The 21,726-nt window shown below is 74.4% G+C and carries 19 protein-coding genes; 18 read left to right on the top strand and 1 reads right to left on the bottom strand.

Annotated elements, in window-relative coordinates:
- Positions 1-201: 201 nt before the first annotated feature.
- From DMH08_RS04195 to asnB, 4 genes are read left to right on the top strand one after another with little or no spacing between them, the layout of a single operon-like run.
- Positions 202-1,380, top strand: a complete 1,179-nt coding sequence (locus tag DMH08_RS04195) for an acyl-CoA dehydrogenase family protein (RefSeq protein ID WP_026401508.1) — start codon at positions 202-204, stop codon at positions 1,378-1,380.
- Positions 1,377-2,939 (top strand): amino acid adenylation domain-containing protein, encoded by a 1,563-nt coding sequence (locus tag DMH08_RS04190; RefSeq protein WP_125611816.1) that lies wholly within the window; start codon positions 1,377-1,379, stop codon positions 2,937-2,939. The genes DMH08_RS04195 and DMH08_RS04190 overlap by 4 nt, the downstream gene beginning before the upstream one ends.
- Complete coding sequence (locus DMH08_RS04185; protein WP_026401510.1) at positions 2,936-3,733, top strand: alpha/beta hydrolase; 798 nt, start codon at positions 2,936-2,938, stop codon at positions 3,731-3,733. The genes DMH08_RS04190 and DMH08_RS04185 overlap by 4 nt, the downstream gene beginning before the upstream one ends.
- A gap of 38 nt (positions 3,734-3,771) precedes the next feature.
- On the top strand, positions 3,772-5,610 hold the full coding sequence (gene asnB / locus DMH08_RS04180) for an asparagine synthase (glutamine-hydrolyzing) (RefSeq protein WP_125611814.1): 1,839 nt from the start codon (positions 3,772-3,774) through the stop codon (positions 5,608-5,610).
- Between the two features lie 44 nt (positions 5,611-5,654).
- Here asnB and DMH08_RS04175 read toward each other — a convergent pair whose 3' ends face one another.
- Positions 5,655-7,289: an AMP-binding protein gene (locus DMH08_RS04175; RefSeq protein ID WP_158642246.1), complete on the bottom strand. Its 1,635-nt coding sequence runs from the start codon at positions 7,287-7,289 to the stop codon at positions 5,655-5,657.
- A 309-nt stretch (positions 7,290-7,598) separates the two neighbouring features.
- On the opposite strand from DMH08_RS04175, the gene DMH08_RS04170 reads away from it, so the two are divergent.
- The 14 genes from DMH08_RS04170 to DMH08_RS04105 all read left to right on the top strand — a co-directional run bounded on the left by DMH08_RS04170 (position 7,599) and on the right by DMH08_RS04105 (position 21,721).
- Positions 7,599-8,639: a ketoacyl-ACP synthase III family protein gene (locus tag DMH08_RS04170; protein WP_026401512.1), complete on the top strand. Its 1,041-nt coding sequence runs from the start codon at positions 7,599-7,601 to the stop codon at positions 8,637-8,639.
- Positions 8,640-8,987: 348 nt separating this feature from the next.
- Positions 8,988-9,695, top strand: a complete 708-nt coding sequence (locus DMH08_RS04165; RefSeq protein WP_199747611.1) for a hypothetical protein — start codon at positions 8,988-8,990, stop codon at positions 9,693-9,695.
- Positions 9,680-10,453: an SDR family oxidoreductase gene (locus tag DMH08_RS04160; RefSeq protein WP_125611808.1), complete on the top strand. Its 774-nt coding sequence runs from the start codon at positions 9,680-9,682 to the stop codon at positions 10,451-10,453. The genes DMH08_RS04165 and DMH08_RS04160 overlap by 16 nt, the downstream gene beginning before the upstream one ends.
- Before the next feature lie 3 nt (positions 10,454-10,456).
- Positions 10,457-11,296 carry a family 3 encapsulin nanocompartment shell protein gene (locus DMH08_RS04155; RefSeq protein ID WP_125611806.1) on the top strand — a complete coding sequence of 280 codons (840 nt, stop codon included), beginning with the start codon at positions 10,457-10,459 and terminating at the stop codon, positions 11,294-11,296.
- Positions 11,296-12,159 (top strand): transketolase, encoded by an 864-nt coding sequence (locus DMH08_RS04150; protein ID WP_125611805.1) that lies wholly within the window; start codon positions 11,296-11,298, stop codon positions 12,157-12,159. The genes DMH08_RS04155 and DMH08_RS04150 overlap by 1 nt, the downstream gene beginning before the upstream one ends.
- The gene (locus DMH08_RS04145) at positions 12,156-13,256 is read left to right on the top strand and encodes a transketolase family protein (protein ID WP_199747610.1); all 1,101 of its coding nucleotides are present in this window, start codon (positions 12,156-12,158) and stop codon (positions 13,254-13,256) included. Before DMH08_RS04150 ends, DMH08_RS04145 begins: the two co-directional genes overlap by 4 nt.
- Positions 13,231-13,398 (top strand): lysine biosynthesis protein LysW, encoded by a 168-nt coding sequence (gene lysW / locus DMH08_RS04140; RefSeq protein ID WP_026401516.1) that lies wholly within the window; start codon positions 13,231-13,233, stop codon positions 13,396-13,398. Before DMH08_RS04145 ends, lysW begins: the two co-directional genes overlap by 26 nt.
- A gap of 5 nt (positions 13,399-13,403) precedes the next feature.
- The gene (gene lysX / locus DMH08_RS04135) at positions 13,404-14,318 is read left to right on the top strand and encodes a lysine biosynthesis protein LysX (protein ID WP_233617386.1); all 915 of its coding nucleotides are present in this window, start codon (positions 13,404-13,406) and stop codon (positions 14,316-14,318) included.
- Complete coding sequence (argC, locus tag DMH08_RS04130; RefSeq protein ID WP_026401517.1) at positions 14,315-15,322, top strand: N-acetyl-gamma-glutamyl-phosphate reductase; 1,008 nt, start codon at positions 14,315-14,317, stop codon at positions 15,320-15,322. The genes lysX and argC overlap by 4 nt, the downstream gene beginning before the upstream one ends.
- The gene (locus tag DMH08_RS04125; RefSeq protein WP_034517025.1) at positions 15,322-16,122 is read left to right on the top strand and encodes a [LysW]-aminoadipate kinase; all 801 of its coding nucleotides are present in this window, start codon (positions 15,322-15,324) and stop codon (positions 16,120-16,122) included. The genes argC and DMH08_RS04125 overlap by 1 nt, the downstream gene beginning before the upstream one ends.
- Positions 16,119-17,150 carry a M20/M25/M40 family metallo-hydrolase gene (locus tag DMH08_RS04120; protein WP_026401519.1) on the top strand — a complete coding sequence of 344 codons (1,032 nt, stop codon included), beginning with the start codon at positions 16,119-16,121 and terminating at the stop codon, positions 17,148-17,150. The genes DMH08_RS04125 and DMH08_RS04120 overlap by 4 nt, the downstream gene beginning before the upstream one ends.
- Before the next feature lie 76 nt (positions 17,151-17,226).
- A complete protein-coding gene (locus DMH08_RS04115) occupies positions 17,227-18,771 on the top strand; it encodes a class I adenylate-forming enzyme family protein (protein ID WP_125611803.1) in 1,545 nt (514 codons plus the stop codon).
- Positions 18,772-18,866: 95 nt separating this feature from the next.
- Positions 18,867-20,051 carry an argininosuccinate synthase-related protein gene (locus DMH08_RS04110; protein WP_034517029.1) on the top strand — a complete coding sequence of 395 codons (1,185 nt, stop codon included), beginning with the start codon at positions 18,867-18,869 and terminating at the stop codon, positions 20,049-20,051.
- 62 nt (positions 20,052-20,113) lie between these two features.
- Positions 20,114-21,721, top strand: coding sequence for an AMP-binding protein (locus tag DMH08_RS04105; protein ID WP_125611801.1), 1,608 nt, complete (start codon positions 20,114-20,116; stop codon positions 21,719-21,721).
- Positions 21,722-21,726 lie beyond the last annotated feature (5 nt).

Raw genomic sequence — 21,726 nt, 5'->3', positions numbered from 1 at the left:
CCCATGACCGGGTCGTTTACCGCGTCGATCGGTTGACGGTCCGTACCGTACGACAGGCGTCCGGGGCGCGCAAGAGGCGGCGCGAAGTGGCGCGCCGAACCCATTTGGCAGATGTTGTGCTTCTCAAGATCGCTAGGCGCATGCACAATGGGCAGCGTTCGGTGCGGCCGGATGACATCCCGCTCGGGGGATTGGAGTGCCTTGCGGTTCGAAAGGGACGATGGCCGGGAGGAGCTCTACCGCGATTTCCGCAGGTTCGCCGAAGAAGAGCTGAGCGGGGACGCGGCCGAACGCGATCGGGCCGGAATGTTCGGCCGCGACGATTGGGCGCGATGTGCCGAACGCGGGGTGCTGGGCCTGGTCCTGCCCCCCGAATACGGGGGAGCCGGACGCGATCTCGGCGACTACGTGAGCGCGATGGAAGGGCTCGGCCACGGCTGCCTCGACAACGGGCTGCTGATGGCGATCGGCGCCCACGTCCTGGCCGTGGAGCTGCCGCTCCGGACGTTCGGCGACGAGGACCAGCGCCGCAGGTACCTGCCCGGACTCGCCGCCGGCCGGCTCATCGGCGCCAACGCGATGACCGAGCCGAAGAGCGGATCGGACGCGATGTCCCTCGCGACCGAGGCCGAGCGCGACGGCGGCTCCTACCGGCTGACCGGGCGCAAGCGCTACGTCACCAACGCGCCCGTGGCGGACGTGTTCGTCGTGTACGCGACGGTGGACACCGAACTCGGCTTCACCGGCGTCACCGCCTTCCTGGTGGAACGTGACGACGAGGGCGTCTCGGTCCGGGAGCGGCCGGAGAAGATGGGCCTGCGCACCGCCCGCTGGGGGGAGGTCGAGCTGGACGGCGTCCGCATCCCCGCCTCCCGGAGGCTCGGCGCCGAGCGGCAGGGCGCCGCGGTCTTCGCACGGTCGATGGCCTGGGAGCGGGCCCTCCTCCTGGCGCCGTGGCTCGGCGTGATGCGGCGCGAGATCGACGCGTGCACGCTCTTCTGCCGGCGGCGCCGCCAGTTCGGCAAGCACATCGGGCACTTCCAGTCGGTCTCCAACCGCATCGTCGACATGCGCATCCGCTGGGAGGTCGCCCGCATGCTCCTGTACCGCGCCGCGGCGGAGCTGGACGGGCCCGACGCGGGCATCTTCCCCGAGGTCGGCAAGCTGTACGCGAGCGAGGCCGCGGCGGAGGTCTTCACGAGCGCGATGCAGGTGTACGGGGCGCTCGGTTACACCTCCGACGGACGCGCCGAGCGGAACCTCCGGGACGCCCTCGGCATGACGATCTCATCCGGGACGTCGGACATGCAGCGAGTGATCATCTCCGGGAAGCTCGGCATCACCTGGCCGGACACCGGGGGAGACGGGGAGGAAGGGTGAACGGTCTCGGCGACCCCCTGCGCCGGTGGGCCGCGGAGCGGCCGGACGCGCCCGCGGTCGAGTTCCGGGGCGAGACGCTGACCTACGGCGAGCTGGACCGGCGCAGCGCGGCGCTGGCCCGCACCCTGCGCGACGGCGGCGTCGCCGCCGGCGACCGGGTCGGCCTGTGGCTCAACAAGTCGATCGAGGCGGTCGTCGCCGTGCACGGCGTCCTGAAGGCCGGTGCCGCGTACGTCCCGATCGACCCGAGCGCGCCCTACAAGAGGGCCGGCCGCATCCTGGCGCACTGCGAGGTCGCGTGCGTGATCGCCCAGGACGACCGCGTCGGGTGGCTGCTCGAGAACTCGTCCTGCCCGATCGTCTGCGTGGGCGCGGCGCCGGACGCGTCCGTGATCGCCTGGGAGCGGGCGCTCGCCGCGGCTCCGGCGGACGACGCGGACGGGCCGGGCACCGGTCCCGGCAGCCCGGCCTTCATCCTGCACACGTCGGGGTCGAAGGGCGTCCCCAAGGGCGTCGTGCTCTCCCACGGCAACGCCGGGGCGTTCGTGGAGTGGGCGGTCGGCGAGTTCGGGCTGGGACCGGACGACCGCGTCGCCGGCCACGCGCCCTTCCACTTCGACCTGTCGGTCCTCGACCTGTTCGCGACGTGCCTGGCCGGCGGCTGCACGGTCCTGGTGCCGGAGAGCCACGCCGGCCTCGGCGGCGCCCTCAACCGGCTCGTCGCCGAGCGGCGCGTCACCGTGTGGTACTCCGTGCCGGGCGCGCTCACCCGGATGCTGGCCGCGAAGAACCGCGGGCTGCTGGCCGGGTCGTCCCTGCGGACCGTCCTGTTCGCGGGGGAGGCGTTCCCGGTCGCCCGGCTCCGGGAGCTGCGCGCGCTCCTCCCCGGCGCCGACCTCTGCAACCTCTACGGCCCGACCGAGACGAACGTCTGCGTCTACCACCGCGTCCGCGAGCGGGACGTCGCGGAAGGACGCGTCCGGCCCGTGCCCATCGGACGGGCCTGCCCGTACGCGACGACGTTCGTGGTCGACGGGGACGGGCGCCCGCTGGAGCACGAGCCGGGAGCGTTCGGCGAACTCTGCGTCGCCGGGGACTCGGTGATGCTCGGCTACTGGCGGGACGACGACCTCACCGCGGCGAAGACGCTCCGGCCGCCGCGGGACGGCGCCGCGCCGCCGGCCGCCTACCGGACCGGCGACCTGGTGCGGGTCGACGACGAGCTGAACTACGAGTTCTGCGGTCGCGAGGACGACATGGTGAAGATCCGCGGACACCGTGTCGAGATCGGCGAGGTCGAGGCGGTCCTGGCGGCCGCCGACAACGTCCGGGAGGCGGCGTGCGTCGCCGTCGACGACGGCTCCGGGGAGCGGGTCCTCGAAGCGCACGTCGTGCCGGACGGGCGGCCCCTCGACGTCCCCGGCCTGCGCCGGCACTGCCTGGCCGAGATCCCGCGCTACATGGTCCCGGAGCGTTTCCACGCCGCGGCGGAGCTCCCGGTCACCGGCACGGGGAAGATCGACCGGAGGCGGCTGGCCTCGCGGGCGGACGTGCGATGAAGGTCGTGACGGAGACCTGGCGGAGCGCGTCGATCGGCCGGGAGAAGTCGGTGAACGTCGTCCTGCCGTCGACGTACTCGCCGGTCGGCCCCGCCTTCCCGGTGCTTTACCTGCTGCACGGGTTCGGCGGCAACCGCGGCACCTGGCTGCGGTGCGCGGACCTGCCGGCGGTCGTGGAGGCGACCGGGCTGATCGTGGTGCTGCCGGAGTCCGGCCGCTCCTGGTTCATCAACGACGCGCGCGGCAGGCGCTACGAGGACCACCTCGTCCGCGAGGTCGTCGGCCGCGTCGACGGCGGGTACAACACGGCGGCGTCCCGCGAGGGGAGGGGCATCGGGGGGTTCTCCATGGGCGGGGCCGCGGCCCTCTTCCAGGCGCTCCGGCACGGCGACGTGTTCTCGGTCGTGTGCAGCAGCGCCGGCGCCTTCGAGGCCCCCTTGCGGGAGGGCGACCCGTACCGCCGGCTGCGGGAGGAGCGGCGGCTGGCGATCCCCACCACGCGGGACCACGAGCGCGTCTGGGGCCCGGTCGGCAGCGCGGTCCGGCGCGAGTACGACCCGTACCGCGCGCTCCGCGACCGGGACGAGAAGTACCCGATCGAAATGCATCTCGACGTCGGCCTGGACGACTACCCCCGGATGATCGCCATGAACCGGCGGATGCGGGACGCGCTCGCCGAGCACTCCGTGCCCCACCGCTACCGGGAGCGGCCCGGGGGCCACGACTGGGCGTTCGTGAACGCGGGCCTCGCCGACCTCTTCGCGTTCGCGCGCGGCCGCCTTCTGTCCGCCTGACCTGCGTGCACCACTAGAAGACGACTGAGGGAGCGCTCGTGTGCGGCATCACCGGATGGGTCGACTGGACGCTGGACCTGCGGGACCGCGGCCCCGTCATCACCGCGATGACGCGGACGCAGGCGCCGCGGGGGCCGGACGACGAGGGCACGTGGCTGTCGCGGCACGCCGCGCTGGGGCACCGGCGGCTCGCCGTGATCGACATCGAGGGCGGGCGGCAGCCGATGCTGCGGCCCGGGCCGGACGGCCGCCCGGTCGTCATCACCTTCAGCGGCGAGATCTACAACTTCGCTGAGCTGCGCGCGGAGCTGCGCGCGGCGGGCCGGTCGTTCGGCACGCGCTCGGACACGGAGGTGCTGCTGGCGGCCTACCTGGAGTGGGGCGAGGACCTCGTCGCGCGGCTCAACGGGATGTACGCGTTCGCCATCTGGGACGAGCGGGAGCAGCGGCTCCTCCTGGTGCGGGACCGGCTCGGCATCAAGCCGCTCTACTACGCCCGGCTCGGCGGCGGGATCGTCTTCGGCTCCGAGCCCAAGGCGCTGCTCGCCCATCCGGAGATGAACGCCGAGGTGGACCTCGAGGGACTCGCCGAGCTGCTCGCCGTCCCGCGCGCGAGGACGCCCGGGCACGCCGTCTACCGCGGGATGCGGGAAGTGAAGCCGGGCCGCCTCGTCGTCGCCGACGCGTCCGGGGTCCGCGAGCGCCGGTACTGGCAGGTGGAGGCCCGGCCCCACACCGGGGACTTCCGCGCGACGACGGAGGAGGTCCGCTCCCTGCTGGAGGACATCGTCGAACGCCAGATCGTCGCGGACGTGCCGGTCGGCACGCTGCTGTCCGGAGGGATCGACTCCAGCGCCATCACCGCCCTGGCCGCGGGGCGGTTCGCGGGGGAGCTCACCAGCTACTCCGTGAGCGTCCCGGCGCCCGCCCGGCCGGGCAGCGACCTGTGGCGGCCGAGCCCGGACGAGCCGTACGCGCAGCTGGTCGCCGAGCGGCTCGGCATCAAGCACTCGGTCGTCCAGGTCGGCACGGACGGCCTCGTCGAGGACATCGAACTCGGCCTGCGCGCCCGCGACCTCCCCGGCTGGGGGGACCTCGACATCTCCATGCACCACCTGTTCCGCGGGGTCCGGGAGGACTGCACGGTGGCGCTGTCGGGGGAGTCCGCCGACGAGATGTTCGGGGGCTACACCTGGCAGACGGACGAGCGGTACGTCGGGCACACGTCGTTCCCCTGGATGTACGGGCGCCGCCAGCCGGAGGTGCTCCTCCGCGAGGAGGTGCGGCGCGCGATCCGGCCGGAGGAGTACGAGGCCGACCGCTACCGGGACGCGCTGGCGGAGGTGCCGCGCCTCGCGGGCGAGGACCCCGGCGCGCGTCGGCGGCGGGAGGTCTTCCACCTCGGCCTCACCCGGTGGCTGGGCGCGCTGCTCGACCGCAAGGACCGGATGAGCATGGCCGTCGGGCTCGAGGTGCGGGTGCCGTTCGCCGACCACCGGCTCGCCGAGTACCTGTTCAACGTCCCCGCGGACCTCAAGACCGGCCGGGGCGCGGAGGGCGGGGGGATGGAGAAGGCGCTGCTGCGCCGGGCGTGCGCGGACCTCCTGCCGGAAGAGATCGTCGACCGCCCCAAGAGCGCCTACCCGGCCAGCCGGGACCCCGGGTACGTCGAGACGCTGAAGGGCCTCGTCCTGGAGCGGGCCGGCGACCCGAACGCGCCCCTGTTCGACGTGTTGGACCGGGAGAAGGTCCGCGCGGCGGTCACCTCCGGGCTGGACGCGCTGCCCGGCCCGATCACCGCGCGGACGTCCGCCATCGGGCTGTCGTACCTGCTCGAGCTCGACCGGTGGCTCTCCCGGGTCCGGGTCGTGGCGTGACGGGGCCCGGCCGCCGCCGGGCGGGGCGCGGGCCCCGGCGCACGTCAGCCGGGGCGGTGGCCTGTCCGCCCGTAGCGCCGCCGCAGCTCCTCCTTGCGGATCTTGCCCGTCGCGGTCGTCGGGAAGCTCTCGACGAGCTCCAGCCGGCGCGGCCAGTACGCCTTGGTCATGCCGGCCCCGTCCAGCGCGCGGTGCAGCTCGTCGAGCGTCACCGGCGGGGCCGCCGGCGCGGGCGCGACCACCGCGCAGATCGTCTCGTCCTCGTGCTCGTCGGGCAGGCCGATGACCGCGACGTCCCGCACGCCGGGATGCCGGCCGATGATCGACTCCAGGTCGGTGACCGGCGCGATGTTCGCGTTGCGCAGGATCATGTCCTTGGCGCGGCCGGTGATCCGGATGCCGCCGCGGCCGTCGGGCCGCGCCAGGTCGCCGGTGTCGAACCAGCCGTCCTCGTCGAGGTCGGCCGCGTACAGCTCGTCCCGCCGGTAGTAGCCGAGGCACTGCGTCGGCCCCTTCACCCACAGCACGCCCTCGCCCCCGCTCCGGTCCGACACCGGGTCGATGCGCAGCCGCATGTCCGCGATGGGGCTGCCGTCGCTGTGCGCGGCCCAGTCCTCCGGGTCGTCCGGGCGGGTGATCGTCACGGGCCCGTTCTCCGTCATCCCCCACAGCGAGTACAGCCGGAGCCCGAAGACGCTCCTGGTCTCGTCGATGAAGTACGGCGGGATCGGCGCCGACCCGCTCACCAGCCAGGTCAGCGCCGGCAGGGCGCGCGGCGCGGCCCGCTGCTCCTTGATCAGGCTCAGCAGGTAGAAGGGCGCGCAGTAGAAGAACGCGACCCCGTGGGCGGCCATGAAGTCGAGGGCGTCGGCGGGGTCCTTGGCGTCCTGGAACGCCATGGTGCCGCCGAGCGCCAGCGGCATCAGCATGCCCTGCACGACGCCGGTGTAGTGCGTGTACAGCGCGGTGGTGTACATGACGAGCGTCTCGTCGAGCCCGAACGTCTCCGCCTCGCCGCGGACGGCGGCGTACAGGGTGTTCTGGCTGTGCAGGACGCCCTTGGGGTCGCTGGTCGTGCCGGAGGTGAACAGGACGAGGTACGGGTCGTCGGGGCCGAGCTCCCGCTCGTCGAGCAGGTGGCCGTGCCGCTCCTCCCAGGCGGTGCCGAAGAAGAACGACTCGAACTCGCCGGTGCCCTCCGGTCCGGGGCCGTCCGCGACGAACACGCGTTCCAGGGACGGCAGCTCCGCGGCGAACTCGGCGCCCAGCTCGCCCAGCCGGTCGCCGTTGTCCTCGGCCATGGTGACGAGGACCCGCGCCTCGGTGACGCGCAGCATGACGTCGAGCTCGCGGCGCCGGTACGTCTTCATCAGCGGGCAGTACACGACCCCGGCCCGGATGCACCCGAGCGTGAGCGCGGCGAGCTCCCACCTGTCGGTGAGCTGGGCGGCGAACACGTCTCCGGGCCGCAGCCCGAGCTCCACCAGCGCGCTCGCGCACCGGTCGGCCATCGCGGCGAGCCGCTCGTAGTCGAGCCGGTGCGTCCGCCCGTCGGACTGCCGCCGGGCGATCACCGCCGTCTTGCGGGGGGTGTCGCGCGCGTGCCGCCGGAGGTCGTCGAGGAACGTCTCGTCCCGCCACCAGCCGCGCTCGCGGTGGCTCGCGGAGGTCGTGGTCATGTCTGCACTCCCGTTCTGCTCCGGCGGGCGCGTGCGGCCGAAGCCGGAAACGGCCGCCGCCCGTTCGTCCTTCCGGAAACGTTTCGCGATCGGTTTCGTGCGCTTCGATAACTGCGGTCCGGGCCGCATGGAATTGGATCCGCCGGAGGGGCGCGTCTCCCGGACCGGCCGTTGCGGATCGGGTCACGATAACTCGGGAGAGTGCTGTCGCCCACCGCGGCCTCCTGCCGATGCGGGAAACGGTTAATGCGGCGCCGGAGATCAACATAACGTCTAAATCTTCTACCGTCACCACCCTCGGAGGTTCGAATGCGTTGCGGTGATCTGTTCCTTTCCGGGCTCGCGTACCGGCTGCCGCCCGCCGTGGACGTCGACACGGCGGTCGGCGAGGGCCGGTACGACCCGGAGGACCGGCGGGCGGACGGGTACGCCTCCGTCACGGTCGCCGACGGGGAGGCCCCGCCCGAGATGGCCGCCGCAGCGGGGCGGCTGGCGCTCGCCCGGTCCGGGACGCCGGCGTCCGGCGTGTCCCTCCTCCTGCACGCCTCGGCGTGGTTCCAGGGGATCGACTACTGGCCCGCCGCCGCGTACGTGCACCGCGAGGTCCTGGGCGACGCGGGCCGCCGGGCGCCCGCGCTGGACGTCCAGCAGATGTGCGCGGGCGCGCTGGGCGCGGTGGAACTGGCCGCCTCCTACCTCGCCGCCGACGCCTCCCGCGGCGCCGCCCTGGTCACGACCGCCGACCGCTACGCCGACCCCGGCTTCGACCGCTGGCGCGGCGACGTGCGCGGCATCGTGTACGGCGACGGCGCGGCCGCGGCGGTCATCGGCCGGACCGGGTTCGCGCGGCTGCTGGCCGTCTCGACCGTGGTGGACACCGGGCTGGAGGGCATGTACCGGGGCGCCGAGCCGTTCGCCGCGGCGCCGGGCCGCCCGGTGGACGTGCGGGACCGCCGGGCGGCGTTCGCCGGGGGCGCCGCGGACCGGCCCGGCGGCTCGGTGGGGGAGCGGATCGCGTCCGGCCTCGCCGACGCCGTCGGCGGAACGCTGGACGAGGCCGGTCTGAAGCCCGGCGACATCGACCGGTACGTCTTCCCCAACGTCGGCGAGCACGTCCTCCGGACGAAGTACGCGGAACCGCTCGGGCTGGACCTCGACCGCACCGCGTGGGACTGGGGCCGCCGCACCGGGCACGTCGGGGCCGCGGACCAGCTCACCGGCCTGACGCACCTGGTGGAGACCGGACGCGCGGCGCCGGGGGACCGGGTCCTGCTGGTCGGCATCGGCGCCGGATTCGCCTGGTCGTGCGCCGCCGTCGAGATCGTCGCCCGCCCCTCCTGGAGCGCCTGACACCGCGGCCGCCCGCCCGCCCCTTTATGGCACAACATCACAACAAACGGAGCCAATCATGCTCCTATCTTGATAATTCCCCTTCGTGCAAGATCATGTTTCCATGTTCGAGGTCGACGCGGACCCGTCCCGCTCGGAGGGTTGTGATCGTCAGTGAAAGTGCTTTACATCACCGGTTGGTGCCGTAACGGCAGCACCATGCTGGGTAATGTTCTGGCCGAGGTTCCAGGTATCGTCCATGTGGGCGAGTTGCGATTCCTCTGGCGTAATGGAGTGCTCGGTACCGGTAGTAACGCGCGGTGCGGCTGCGGCGAGAATCACCGCAAGTGCCCCTTCTGGTCCGAGGTTTTGGAAGAAGTCAGGCCGGCCGGGCTCTCCCTCGAAAGGCACGCGGCCGAAGTGGTCGCCTGGCAGGAGCAGTACCGCACCCGGCACACCTGGCGCGTGCTGCGGGCCCCGCCGCGCAACGGCTGGCCCGAGACGCTCGCCGCGACCTACCGCGCCATCGCGCGCGTCTCCGGCGCGGAAGTGATCGTCGACGGCTCCAAGTACGCCTCCGACGCCGCGCTGCTGTCCCGGATGCCGGGCATCGAGGGCCGCTACGTCCACCTCATCCGCGATCCGCGCGCCGCCGCCTGGTCATGGGCGCGGAACAAGGACTACACCGGGCAGCGCTCCCTGCTGGACAGCACGCTGCACTGGACCGGATTCAACCTCGCCGCCGAGGCCGTCGGCCGGGCGCACCGGGAGGACTCGCTGCACATGCTGTACGAGGCCGTGGCCGGGAGCCCGCGCGCCGCGGTGGACGCCGTCCTGGACCTGCTCGGGCACGGCGGCCCCAACCCCGTCGGCGCCGACGGGACCGTCGAACTCGGCGGCAACCACACGGTCACCGGCAACCCGAACCGCTTCGGGCGGGGCCGGACCGCCATCGAGGAGGACCGCCGGTGGCGGACCGCGATGCCCGGCCCGCGGCGCGCCGCCACCACCCTTCTCTCGCTTCCGCTGCTCCACCGGTACGGCTACCCGAAGGGGACGACGTGGACCTGGGACTGAACGGAAAGGTGGCCCTGGTCGCCGGCGGGTCCGCGGGCATCGGCCTCGCGCTCGCCCGCGACCTGGTCCGCGAAGGCGCCGCGGTGTCGATCGCGGGCCGCGACCCGGGCCGGCTGGCCAAGGCCCGCGACGAGATCCGCGCCGAGCTGGGCGCCGAGGTCGGCACCCGCGCGCTGGACGTGCGCGACACCGACGCGACGCGCGCCTGGATCGACGACACCGCCGCCGAGCACGGCGCGGTGCACATCGCGGTCGCCAACGCCGGCGGGCCGCCCGCCGGGCCGACGAGCGCGTTCGGCCCCGACGACTACCGCTCGGCGCTCGAACTGGGCATGGTCGGGCACATCGCGTTCGTCCAGGCCGCGCTGCCGCACCTGCGCCGGGCCGGCTGGGGGCGGATCCTGATGATCACCAGCGAGACGGTCCGCGAGATCATCCCGAAGTTCGCGCTGTCGGGCATCGTCCGGCCGGGACTGATCGGCTACGCCAAGACGCTGGTCCACGAGCTGGGCCCCGGGGACGTCACCGTGAACGTGCTCGCCCCCGGCTACACCGCGACGGACGCCCTGCTCGCCGACCTGACCGGCGACGCCGAGGCGGAGACCGCCCGCGTCGCCGCGGAGGCGGGCATCCCGCTCGGCCGGGTGGCCCGGCCCGAGGAGGTCGCGGCCGTGGGAACGTTCCTGCTGAGCGCCCGCGCGAGCTTCGTCACCGGAACCGTCCAGGTCGTCGACGGCGGCCGCTCCCTGGGGATGTGATCCATGTCGGACGTGCACATGCTGCTGGACGATCCCGCACTGACGCGGCGCAGCCCGGGGGAGGAGTTCGCCCTCGCCCACGCCCGGCACGGGCCCGGCGCGCGGGTCGAGCTGCGCGCGTCCATCAGCGACCTGTTCCCGCCCGCGAAGCGCCGGCCCCGCTTCACCGTCCGGCACCTGCTCCGCAAGGCCGTCGTGGACGCCGACGAGACCGTCGTCTTCACCGAGCGGGCCGAGAACACCAAGCCGGACGACGCCGCCCCCGAGTGGGAGTTCGAGGTGGGCGCGGCGACGGTGCGGACGCAGACGGTCAGCGCGTCCGTCCCGGTGCCGGCGGAGATCCTCGCCGACCCGGCGGCGCTGGCCGCGTTCGTCGACTACCGCCTGCTCGTGCGGCTCGGCACGGCGGAGAACGACGTGCTGCTCAACGGGAACGGTCCGATCCGCGGCCTGCTGCGGACCCCGGGGCTGCGGCACCGCCCGTCCGCGCCGGAGGACCGCGGGTCGGCCGCCCGCGCGCTGCTGGCGACGGCGGCGCTGTGCGAGTGGTACGGCGGGTCCGCCGACGGGATCGTCCTGCACCCGGACGACTGGTGGCCGCTGGTCGAGGACGGCGCGTTCCTCGAACGGCTGGCCGCCCAGGGCGTCAAGGTCAGCCGCACCCGCATGGTGCCCCCGGGGACGGCGCTCGTCGGCGACTTCACCGCCGCCGCGACGCTGCTGGACCGCCGCTCGTCGGTGATCCGGCTGGACGGCGGCGCGCTGGTCGCCGAGATCCGCGAGGGACTCGCCGTGCACCTGCCGGGGCACTTCGTGCTGGCCGCGCTGCCGGGCCGGGCCTGATGGGCGCGCCGGCGCGGGCGGACCTCGCGGCGACGGCCCACCGGGTCCGCGAGCACATCGTGGGCATGTGCGGCGGGCCGGAGGGCGGCCACCTCGGCGGGTCGATGTCGCTGGTGGAGATCCTCACCGTCCTCTACTTCGACGTCATGCGGATCGACCCGCGCCGCCCCGCCGCCGCGGACCGCGACATCCTCGTCCTCGGCAAGGGGCACGGCGCCATCTGCCTGTACGGCGTGCTGGCCGAGCGCGGCTTCTTCCCGGTCGGGGAGCTGGCGGAGTACGCCCGGCCGGGCAGCAGGCTCATGGGCCATCCGGTCCGCGCCGTCCCGGGGGTGGAGATGCCCACCGGCTCCCTCGGCCACGGGCTCGCGCTCGCCAACGGATTCGCGCTCGCCGACCGGGACCGCCGCTGCTTCGCCGTCCTCGGCGACGGCGAGCTGCAGGAGGGCTCGGTGTGGGAGGCGGCCATGGCCTCCGCCGCGCTCGGGCTCGGCAACCTGACGGCCGTCATCGACCGGAACCGGCTGCAGATCACCGGTCCCACCGAGGACGCGATCGGCCTGGAGCCGCTCGCGGACCGCTGGCGGAGCTTCGGCTGGTCGGTGCGGGAGGTGGACGGCCACGACTTCGCCGCCCTGCGCGGCGTGCTCGCCCCCGGCGCGTCCGGCGCGTCCGGCGCGAACGGGAGCGCGGCGCGCCGGGACGGGCGCCCGGTGGCGGTCATCGCCCACACGGTGAAGGGCCGCGGGCTCCCGTCGGTCGAGGCGAAGACCCGCAGCCACTACGCGAAGTTGAGCGGCCGCCAGGCCGACCGCTCGCTGGCCGTGCTGCGCGCCCGGCGCAGAAGGGAGGAGGCCCCGTGACCGGCGACGGGACGGGCACGCCGGACGGCGCGCGCGGAGACCGGCCGGACCGGCGCCCGGAAGCGGGCCCGGACCGGCGTTCGGGAACGCGGACGGACGAGCGCCCGGCCGCACGGCCGCGGTCCGCGCGGGAGGTGTACCGCGACCTGCTGCCCGGGCTGATGGGCGCCGACGAGCGGCTCTACTGCCTCGACAGCGACACCGGGCTGTTCGAGCGGGACGCCTTCGCCGCCGTGCCCGGCCGCTACCTCAACCTCGGGATCGCCGAGCACAACCTGATGGGCACGGCCGCCGGGCTCGCCGCGAGCGGGAAGATGCCGTTCGTCACCACGATGGCCACCTTCGCCGCCACCCGCGCGCTGGAGTTCATCAAGATCGACATCGCGTACAACGCGCTGCCGGTCCGGATCGTCGCGACCCACGGGGGGCTGGCCGCGGGGCACCTCGGACCGACCCACCACGCGCTCGAGGACCTCGGCATCATGCGGATGCTGCCGGGCTTCACCGTGGTCGTCCCGGGCGACGCGCGGCAGGCGGAGGAGGCGGTCCGGCAGAGTCTGGCGCTGCCCGGCCCCGTCTACATCCGGCTCGGCCGCGGCGCCACCCCGGACCTGGACGGCGGCGGACCCGGCGCCGCCCCGTTCGAGATCGGCCGCGCCCAGTGGCTGCGGCCGCCGCCCGGGGACGTGGCGCTCATGGCGTGCGGGCCGCACCCGGTGCTGGCCGCGCTGCGCGCCGCGGACCTGCTGGCGGCGCGCGGGGTGCGGGCGGCCGTGCTCAACCTGCACACGCCGCACCCGCTCGACGCGGACGCGGTCCTGGAGGCCGCCGCGGGCGCCCGGGGCGTCGTCACCGTCGAGGAGCACTGGCGCTCGGGCGGGCTCGGCGGCGCGGTCGCCGAGACGCTGGCCGAGCACGCGCCCGTCCGGGTGGCGCGGATCGGCATGCCCGCGACGTTCGCCGAGCGCGCGGGCGACCAGGAGCACCTGCTCGACCGGTACGGCATCACGGCCGACGCGGCCGTCGCCGCGGCACTGAAGCTGTTCAGCGGAACCCATGGAGGTGGTACGGATGACCCTTGCCTGTCCCGAGTGTGAGGGCCCGGTACGGCTCGCCGAGCCCGTCCGGATGAGCGAGATCGCCCAGTGCGCGGACTGCTCCAGCGAACTCGAGGTCGTCGCCCTGGACCCGGTGACCCTCGAACTCGCCCCCGAGATCGAGGAGGACTGGGGAGAGTGAGGCCGGTGGCCGTCCTCGCCTCCCGCGTCCGCTACGAGGAGAAACGCATCTTCGCCGCGCTGGAGCGGCGCGGGGTCGCGTACGCGCACGTCGACACCCGCCGGCTCGCCGACGAGCCGGGCGGGCCCGCGGCGGGCGGCGCGCCGGAGTACGCGGCGGCGCTGAACCGGGAGATCTCCCACAGCCGCGGCCTGTACGCGTCGCTGCTGCTGGAGGCCCGCGGCGTCGCGACCGTCAACACGTCCGACACCATCACCGCCTGCGGCGACAAGCTGCGGACCACGCTGCTGCTGCGGCGCGCCGGGGTGCCCGTCCCGCGCACCGCGGTCGCGCTCGCCCCCGAGGCGGGCGCCGACGCCGCCGAACGGCTGGGCTTCCCGGTCGTGATCAAGCCGCTGGCGGGGTCCTGGGGGCGGCTGGTCGCGGCCGTCCACGACCGGGACCAGGCGGAGACCGTCCTGGAGCACCGCGCCGCCCTGCCGACCCCGCAGCAGCACATCGTCTACCTGCAGGAACTCGTCGACAAGCCGAACCGCGACATCCGGGTGATCGTGGCCGGGGACGAGGTGGTCGGCGCGACGTACCGCTACGCGGACGGCTGGCGGACGAACGCCGCCCGGGGCGCGCGGTCGGTCCCCTGCCCGCTCACCCCGGACCTCACCGAGCCGGCGCGCGCGGCCGCCCGCGCCGTCGGCGGCGGGGTGCTGGGCGTCGACCTGGTCGAGGGCCCCGCCGGGCCCCTCGTCCTGGAGGTGAACCACACCGTGGAGTTCCACGGGTTCCAGGAAGCGCACGGCGACGCCGTCGACGTGGCCGACGCCATCGTCGCGCACCTGCTGGACGCGGCGTCCCGCGCCGGCGCCGAGCCCGCCGCCGCGGCCGGGTCGGCGCCGGGCGCGCGAACCGGGGAGGCGACATGATCCGGGTCGGCGTCATGGGCGCCGCCGGATACCTGGGCGGCGAACTGCTGCGGCTGCTGCTGGGGCATCCCGGGGCGACGGTCGCGCAGGCGGTCTCCACCCGCTTCCCGGGCCGCCGCGCCGACTCCGTCCACCCCAACCTGCGCGGCCAGACCGACCTGGTGTTCACGGCACCGGACGACCTGGACACCTGCGACGTGCTGCTGACGGCCACGCCGCACCGGGCCACCATGGCGCTGCTGCCCGAGGTGAGAAAGCGGGCGGGCACGGTCATCGACCTCTCGGGGGACTTCCGGGACCCCGACCCCGCGGTCTACGAGCGGTACTACGGCGTGCCGCACGCCGCCCCCGAACTGCTCGGCGCGTTCGTCCCCGGCATCCCGGAGATGTACCGGGCCGAACTGGCCGGGGCCGACCTGATCAGCGTGCCGGGATGCGCGGCGACCGCCGCGACCCTCGCCCTGCTGCCGCTGGCCGGGCTGGTCCGGCCGGACGTGCAGATCGACGCGCGCACGGGGTCGAGCGGCTCGGGCGCGCTCGCCGGGGCCGCCAACCTGCACGCCGAGCGCAGCGGCGCGATGCGGGTGTTCGCCCCGGTGCGGCACCGGCACGAGGCCGAGGTGACCCGGCTGACCGGCCTGGACGCCCGGATGACCGCCACCGGCGTCGAGGCCGTGCGCGGGGTGCAGGTCGTCTGCCACGCCACCGGGACGGCCGACGAGAAGACCCTGCGGCGCGCCTACCGCGAACGCTACGCGGACGAGCCGTTCGTCCGGGTCGTCGCCCACCGCACGGGCGCGCACCGGTTCCCCGACCCGAAGCTGCTGTCCGGCTCGAACTACTGCGACGTCGGCTTCGCGGTGGACGGCGACCGGATCACCGCGATCGCGGCCTTGGACAACCTCGTGAAGGGCGGAGCGGGCGCCGCGGTGCAGTGCCTCAACATCCGCGCCGGCGAGCCCGAGACCCTGGGCCTGGGGTTCCCCGGCCTGCACCCGGTCTGATGGGCGTCACCGTGGTGAAGTGCGGCGGCGCGGTGCCGCCCGAGCCGGTGTGCGCGGACCTGGCCGGGCGCGCGGGCGAGGTCGTCCTCGTGCACGGCGGCGGCCCGGAGGCCGACCGGCTGGCGGGGGAGCTGGGCGTGCCCGCCCGCACCCTCGTGTCGCCCAGCGGCGTGACCAGCCGGTACACCGACCCCGCCATGCTGGACGTCGTCACCCTCGCGCTCGCGGGACGCGTCAAGCCGCGGCTGCTGCGCGCCCTCGCGGCGGCGGACGTCCCGGCGGTCGGGCTGACCGGGCTCGACGGCGGGCTGCTGCGGGCGCGGCGCAAACCCGCGCAGCGCACCGTCCGGGACGGCCGCACCGTGCTCGTCCGGGACGACCACAGCGGGCGCGTCACCGGCGTGCGGACCCGGGTGCTGCGGGTGCTGCTCGACGGCGGGTTCGTCCCGGTGGTGTCGCCGCCCGCGCTGGGCGAGGACGGCGCGCCGGTGAACGTGGACGCCGACCGGGCCGCGGCGGCGGTGGCGGGCGCGCTCGGCGCCGAGCGGCTGGTGCTGCTGACCACGGCACCCGGCCTGCTGCGCGACGCGGCCGACGAGGACACCGTCCTGGACCGCTGCGCGCTGGCCCCCGACGGCCCGGTGCCGTACGCGGCGAGCGGCGGCATGCACCGCAAGCTCATCGCCTCTCGCGAGGCCCTGCTCGCCGGCGTCCCCCGGGTCTCGGTCTGCGACGGGCGCGTGCCCCGTCCGGTCACCGCGGCCCTGCGCGGCGCCGGCACGACCCTGGAGATCACATGATCGGGCCCGTCGACCTGCTGCACGCCATGCTGGACATCCCCTCGCCGTCCGGCCGCGAGGACGAGCTGGCGCGCTTCCTCGAGAAGACGATGAACGACCTCGGCATGGCCGCGTACCGCGACGAGGTCGGCAACGTGATCGGCGACATCGGCACCGGGCGGGGCCCGGTGGTGATGCTGCTGAGCCACCTCGACACCGTCGACCGGCCGCTGCCGGCGCGCCGCGACGGCGACCGGCTGGTGGGCCGGGGCGCCGCGGACGCGAAGGGGCCGCTCGCGGCGATGATCAGCGCGGCGGCCGCCCGGCCGACCTTCCCCGGCACGATCCGGGTCGCGGGGGCGGTCGAGGAGGAGCGGCTCTCGCGCGGCGGCGAGCACCTGGCGCGCACCGTCCCGGCGCCCGATGCGCTGGTCGTGGGGGAACCGAGCGGCTGGTCGCGGGTCGTGCTGGGCTACAAGGGCAAGATCGACATCGAGTACCGGGTGGCGCGCCCCGCGACGCACTCCACCAACCCCGTGGCCAAGGCGAGCGAGGTCGCGGCGGGATTCTGGCGCGGCCTGCTGGAGGAGCTCGGGCCCGGCGCCGACCACGGCGCGTTCGGGGCGCCCGCCGCGACCCTGCGCGGCATCCGCGGCGACCTCACCGAGGCCGTGGTCGACATCGACTGCCGGGTCCCGCCGGGCTTCGACGTCGAGGACCTGGCCGCGCGGCTGCGCGGGCGCGCGGACGGCGGCGAGGTCACGGTCGTCCGGTACATCCCCGCCGTGCGCCGCGACCGGTCCGACCCGGTCGTCCGGGCGGTGACGACGGCGATCCGGCGGCACGGCGGACGGCCGCGCCCGACCCTCAAGACCGGCACGTCCGACATGAACACCGTGGCACCCCACTGGAACGTGCCGATGGCGACGTACGGCCCCGGCGACAGCTCGCTGGACCACGCCGACGACGAGCACATCGAGATCGGCGAGTACCTGCGGGGCGTCGACGTGCTCACCGCGGCCCTCGACGAACTCGCCACCGCGCTGTGAACGCCGTGAACCCGGACGGGCGGCGCGATCCCGGTCGGCGGGCCCTGCCCGGCCCGTTCGCTACTCGGAGGACACCATGCACCTAACCCACATCGTCCATCGGGCGCTGCAGCTCGCCCCGGACGAGCCGGTCACGGCCTACGGCGACCGGTTCCGTACGGCGCGGGAACAGGCCGACCGGGTGTCCCGCCTCGCGGGCGCCCTGCGGGAGCGCGGGGTGGGGAGCGGCGAACACGTGGGGATGCTCGCCCTCGGCTCGGACCGCTACATCGAGTTCTTCCTGGCCGTGGCGTGGGCGAACGGGGTGTTCCACCCGGTCAACCCCGCGTGGAGCACGCGCGAGATGATCTACGCGCTGGCCGAGTCCCGGACCGAGATCCTCTTCATCGACGACGCGTTCCTGGACCGTCTCGAGGAGATCAGGGCGGCCTGCCCCGACCTGCGCGAGGTCGTCCACGTCGGCGACGGGCCGCCGCCGGCCGGGATGGCCGGGTTCGAGGAGCTGATCGCGGGCACCGGGCCGGTGGAGGACGCCCGCCGGGGCGGGGAGGACCCCGCCTGCGTCGTCTACACCAGCGGGACGACGGGACGCGCCAAGGGCGTCGTGGTCAGCCACGCCGGGCTCGTCCACCAGGCGCTGATCCTCCCGGCGCGGGTCCCGTGCCACGGCGTCCCCGGCGGGCGCATCCTGATCACGTCGAACTTCTCCTCGATCTCCATGATGGTGACCTGGCTGATCCAGGGGATGTGGGGAGGGATCACCGTCGTCCCCCGGTCGACCGACGTCGACGGGCTCCTCGACGCCATCGAGCGCCACGGCGTCACGCACGCGCCGTTCGCGCCCGGCACGATGCAGCAGATCGTCGACCGCCCGGACATCGCCGAGCGGGACCTGTCCAGCATGCGGAGCATCGCCTACGGCGCGGCGCCCATCACCGAGGCGCTGCTGACGCGGGTGATGAAGGTGTTCCCCAACGCGGCCTTCCACCAGTGGTACGGGATGAACGAGTTCGGGCTCGCCACGTTGCTGCCGCCGGAGGACCACGCCGCGGGCCGCAAGCTGCGGTCCGCCGGGCGGCCCGCGATCGGCGCCGAGGTGCGGATCGCCGACGAGACCGGCGCGGAGGTGCCGCGCGGCGAGGTCGGCGAGATCCTCGTCCGCACCGGCGCCATGATGCTCGGCTACCTGAGCAAGCCCGAGGAGACGGCGCGGACCGTCCGGGACGGCTGGCTCCACACCGGCGACGGCGGGTACATGGACGAGGACGGCTACCTCTACATCGTCGACCGCATCAAGGACGTGATCAACGTCGACGGGTGGAACGTCTACTCCACCGAGGTGGAGCAGGCGGTCGCGTCCCACCCCGCCGTCGCCGCGGTCGCGGTGATCGGCGTCCCCGACGACAAACCGGGCGAGAAGGTGCACGCGGTCATCGTGCTCAAGCACGGCCGGACGGCGAGCGCGGAGGACATCCGGCGGCACTGCGAGCCGCTGATCGCCTGGAAGACCCCCACCGGCTACGAGTTCGTCGACGCCCTCCCGCTGTCGAACACCGGGAAGGTCCTCAAACGCGAACTCCGCAAGCCGCACTGGGCGGGAAGGGACCGCCAGGTCAACTGACCCCCCGGATCTGCACGGGCGCGCGTCCGCGTCCCGTTTCTCACTACCGACGTGGCTCGGAACGGCATGGGAGCGTCCCGCTCCGGAGGTTTGACGTGTGGACCAAGAAATGCGTCCGCGAATTCGACGACATCGAAGCGGTCGCCCGGAACGGCGGGCGGGTCGTGACGCTGTTCAGCGGCGGACTGGACAGCTTCTACCTGCTGTGGCGGCTCAGCCGCCACCCCGACCTGGAGGTGTACGCGCTGTCGGTGGGCCTGGGCGGCGACGCCGAGTACGACGACAGCGCCGGCGGGGCGGCGCGGCTCGGCGCCCGCCACGTCCTGGCCGACCGCGCGGCGGTCTTCGCCGACGAGTTCGTGGCGCCCGCCATCGCCGCGCAGGCGTCCTATCTCGGCATCCACCCGGTCAGCTCCTCGCTGAGCCGCCCGCTGCTCGCGCGCGCGGCCGTGGAGCTCGCCCGCGAGGTCGGCGCGCAGGTGGTGCTGCACACCGCGAACCGGTCGCAGAACAGCCTGCGGAGGCTGAACACCTCGATCGCCGCGCTCGGCTTCGACGGGCACTTCGGCAGCCCCTACGAGCTCGACGCGATCGGCCGCGACGACAAGCGGGCCGCGCTGAAGAAGGCGGGCTTCCCGGACTTCGCCGACCGCTCGCACAGCGGGGACTCCAACCTGTGGTGCCGGGAGTTCGAGTCCGGCCTGCTGGACGACCCCGAATGGTTCCCGGTCCCCGAGGACCTCTACACCTGGACGTCCGCCGCGCCGCCGGAGCGGCCGGAGAAGGTCGCCATCGACTTCGCGGCCGGCAGGCCGGTGGCGCTGGACGGGGAGCCCGCGGGCCTCCGCGAGCTGATCGGGGCCCTCAACCGCCGGGCGGGCCGCTACGGTCTCGGCCGCTACTCGGGCCTGGAGCACATCGACAGCGGCGAGAAGGTGCTGGAGGTCCGCGAGATGCCCGCCGCGTGCCTGCTGCTCCACGCGTACCGGCAGCTGGAGAGCGCCACCGTCCCCGCCGAGACCATCCGGGAGAAGCTGTCGCTGGAGCAGGCGTGGACCAGGGAGGCGCTCGAGGGCCGCTGGTTCGGGTCGCTCCGGGTGGCCGCGCAGGCGTTCGTGACGAGCGTCGCCGAGCGGGTGACCGGCCGGATCACCTACCGGCTCGACCGCACCGGGATGACCGTGCTGTCGGTGGAGGCCCGCGACGCCCTCTACATCCGCGACCGCGACGCGTGGGAGCGCGACACGGCCCGGTCGGCCTTCCACTTCTCCACGGCGTGACGCGCCCCGGGGAGACCACCCATCGAATCCGACGTTCGAGGCGAACCAGACGGAGGTACGGGATGTCCGAGGAGTACCGGCGGAGCGGCTGGTGGCGGGACGCGACCTTCCTCGACGACCTGCGGCGGCACGCGCGCGACCACCCCGGCAAGGCCGCGGTCGTCGCGCGCCGCGCGGACTCGGGGGACACCCGCACGCTCGACTACGCCGAGCTCGCCCTGCTGACCGACCGCTGCGCCGGGGCGCTGATCGAGCTGGGCGTGCGACCCGGCGACACCGTCGCCGTCCACCTCACCAACGGCTGGGAGCTGACGGTGCTCGCGCTGGGCTGCCTGCGCGCCGGGGCGCGGATCTGCCCGCTCCTCCCGGTGTACCGGGAGCGGGAGCTGGCGGCCTACCTCGGCCTGACGGAGTCCCGGGTCTTCGTCACGCTCGCCGAGTTCGGCGGCGAGGCGCCGGGCGAGCTCGGCCTGCGGCTCGCCGCCGAGCTGCCGTCGCTCGAGCACGTCGTGGTGTCGGGCGGGCCGAAACCCCCGGGCGTCCGCGACCTGCACGAGTTCTTCTTCGACACCCCGTGGGAGAAGACGCGCGAAGCGGACCTCGATGGCCGGGAGCTCGGCCCGGACGAGCCGTACCTGACCCTGTTCACCTCGGGCACCACCGGCGAGCCCAAAGGCGTCCTGCACAGCCAGAACACCCTGTACGCGCCGATCCGCGGCGAGGCCGAGGTCTTCGACCTGGGCGCCGACGACGTCCTGACCATGGTCGCCGCCTACACCCACTACACCGGGTTCGTCCGCGGGATGCTGATGCCGCTCGCGCTCGGCGGCACCGCGGTCTTCCAGGACACCACGGACGGCGCCGCCATGGCGGACCTGCTGGCGGAGCACCGGGTCACCTACCTGTACGCCCCGCCGCACTTCCTGCGGCCGCTGGTGGACGCCCAGCGCGCCGGGCCGCGCGACCTCGGCGCCCTGCGCTGGGTGGTCGGCGGGTCCGCGCCGATCCCGACCTCGCTCGTCCGGGAGGTGGGCGAGGTGTTCGGGCGGCGCCTGTTCTCGCTGTGGGGCATGTCGGAGAACGGCGCGGTCACGATCAGCCGCCCGGACGACCCGGTGGACTGGGCGGCGCACAGCGACGGCAGCCCGATCGCCGGCATGGAGGTCCGCATCGACCCGCTGCCCGGCCGGGAGGACGTCGGCGCGCTGCGGGTGCGCGGCCCCGCCCAATGCCTGGGGTACCTGCGGCGGGAGGAGCTGTACGCGTCGTTCTGCGACGAGGACGGCTGGTTCGACACCGGCGACCTGGCCCGCCGCGACGGGCGCGGCGGGATCCGCATCACCGGCCGCACGAAGGACACCGTCTTCCGCAACGGGTTCTTCGTGCCGACCACCGAGATGGAGGAGATCCTCGCCCGGCATCCCGCCGTTGAGGAGGCGGCGGTGGTCGGGCTGCCGGTGCTCGGCGGCGCCGACCAGACGATCTGCGCGGTCGTCCGACCGGCCTCCGCGGACGGCCGGATCGGGCTGGAGGAGGTGCGGGCGCTGCTGCGCGACGCCGGGATGACGGCGTTCTTCTGGCCGGAGCGCCTGGAGTTCGTCGACGCCCTCCCCAGGGCGGCCGCCACCGGGAAGGTGCGCAAGGTGGAACTCCGCGACCGCTTCACCTGACCGCC

Source organism: Actinomadura sp. WAC 06369 (genome assembly GCF_003947565.1).
In the GTDB taxonomy this organism is placed as follows: Bacteria; Actinomycetota; Actinomycetes; order Streptosporangiales; family Streptosporangiaceae; genus Spirillospora; species Spirillospora rifamycini.
Note: the sequence above shows the minus strand (reverse complement) of the source record. Positions and strands in the feature narration are given on the sequence as shown.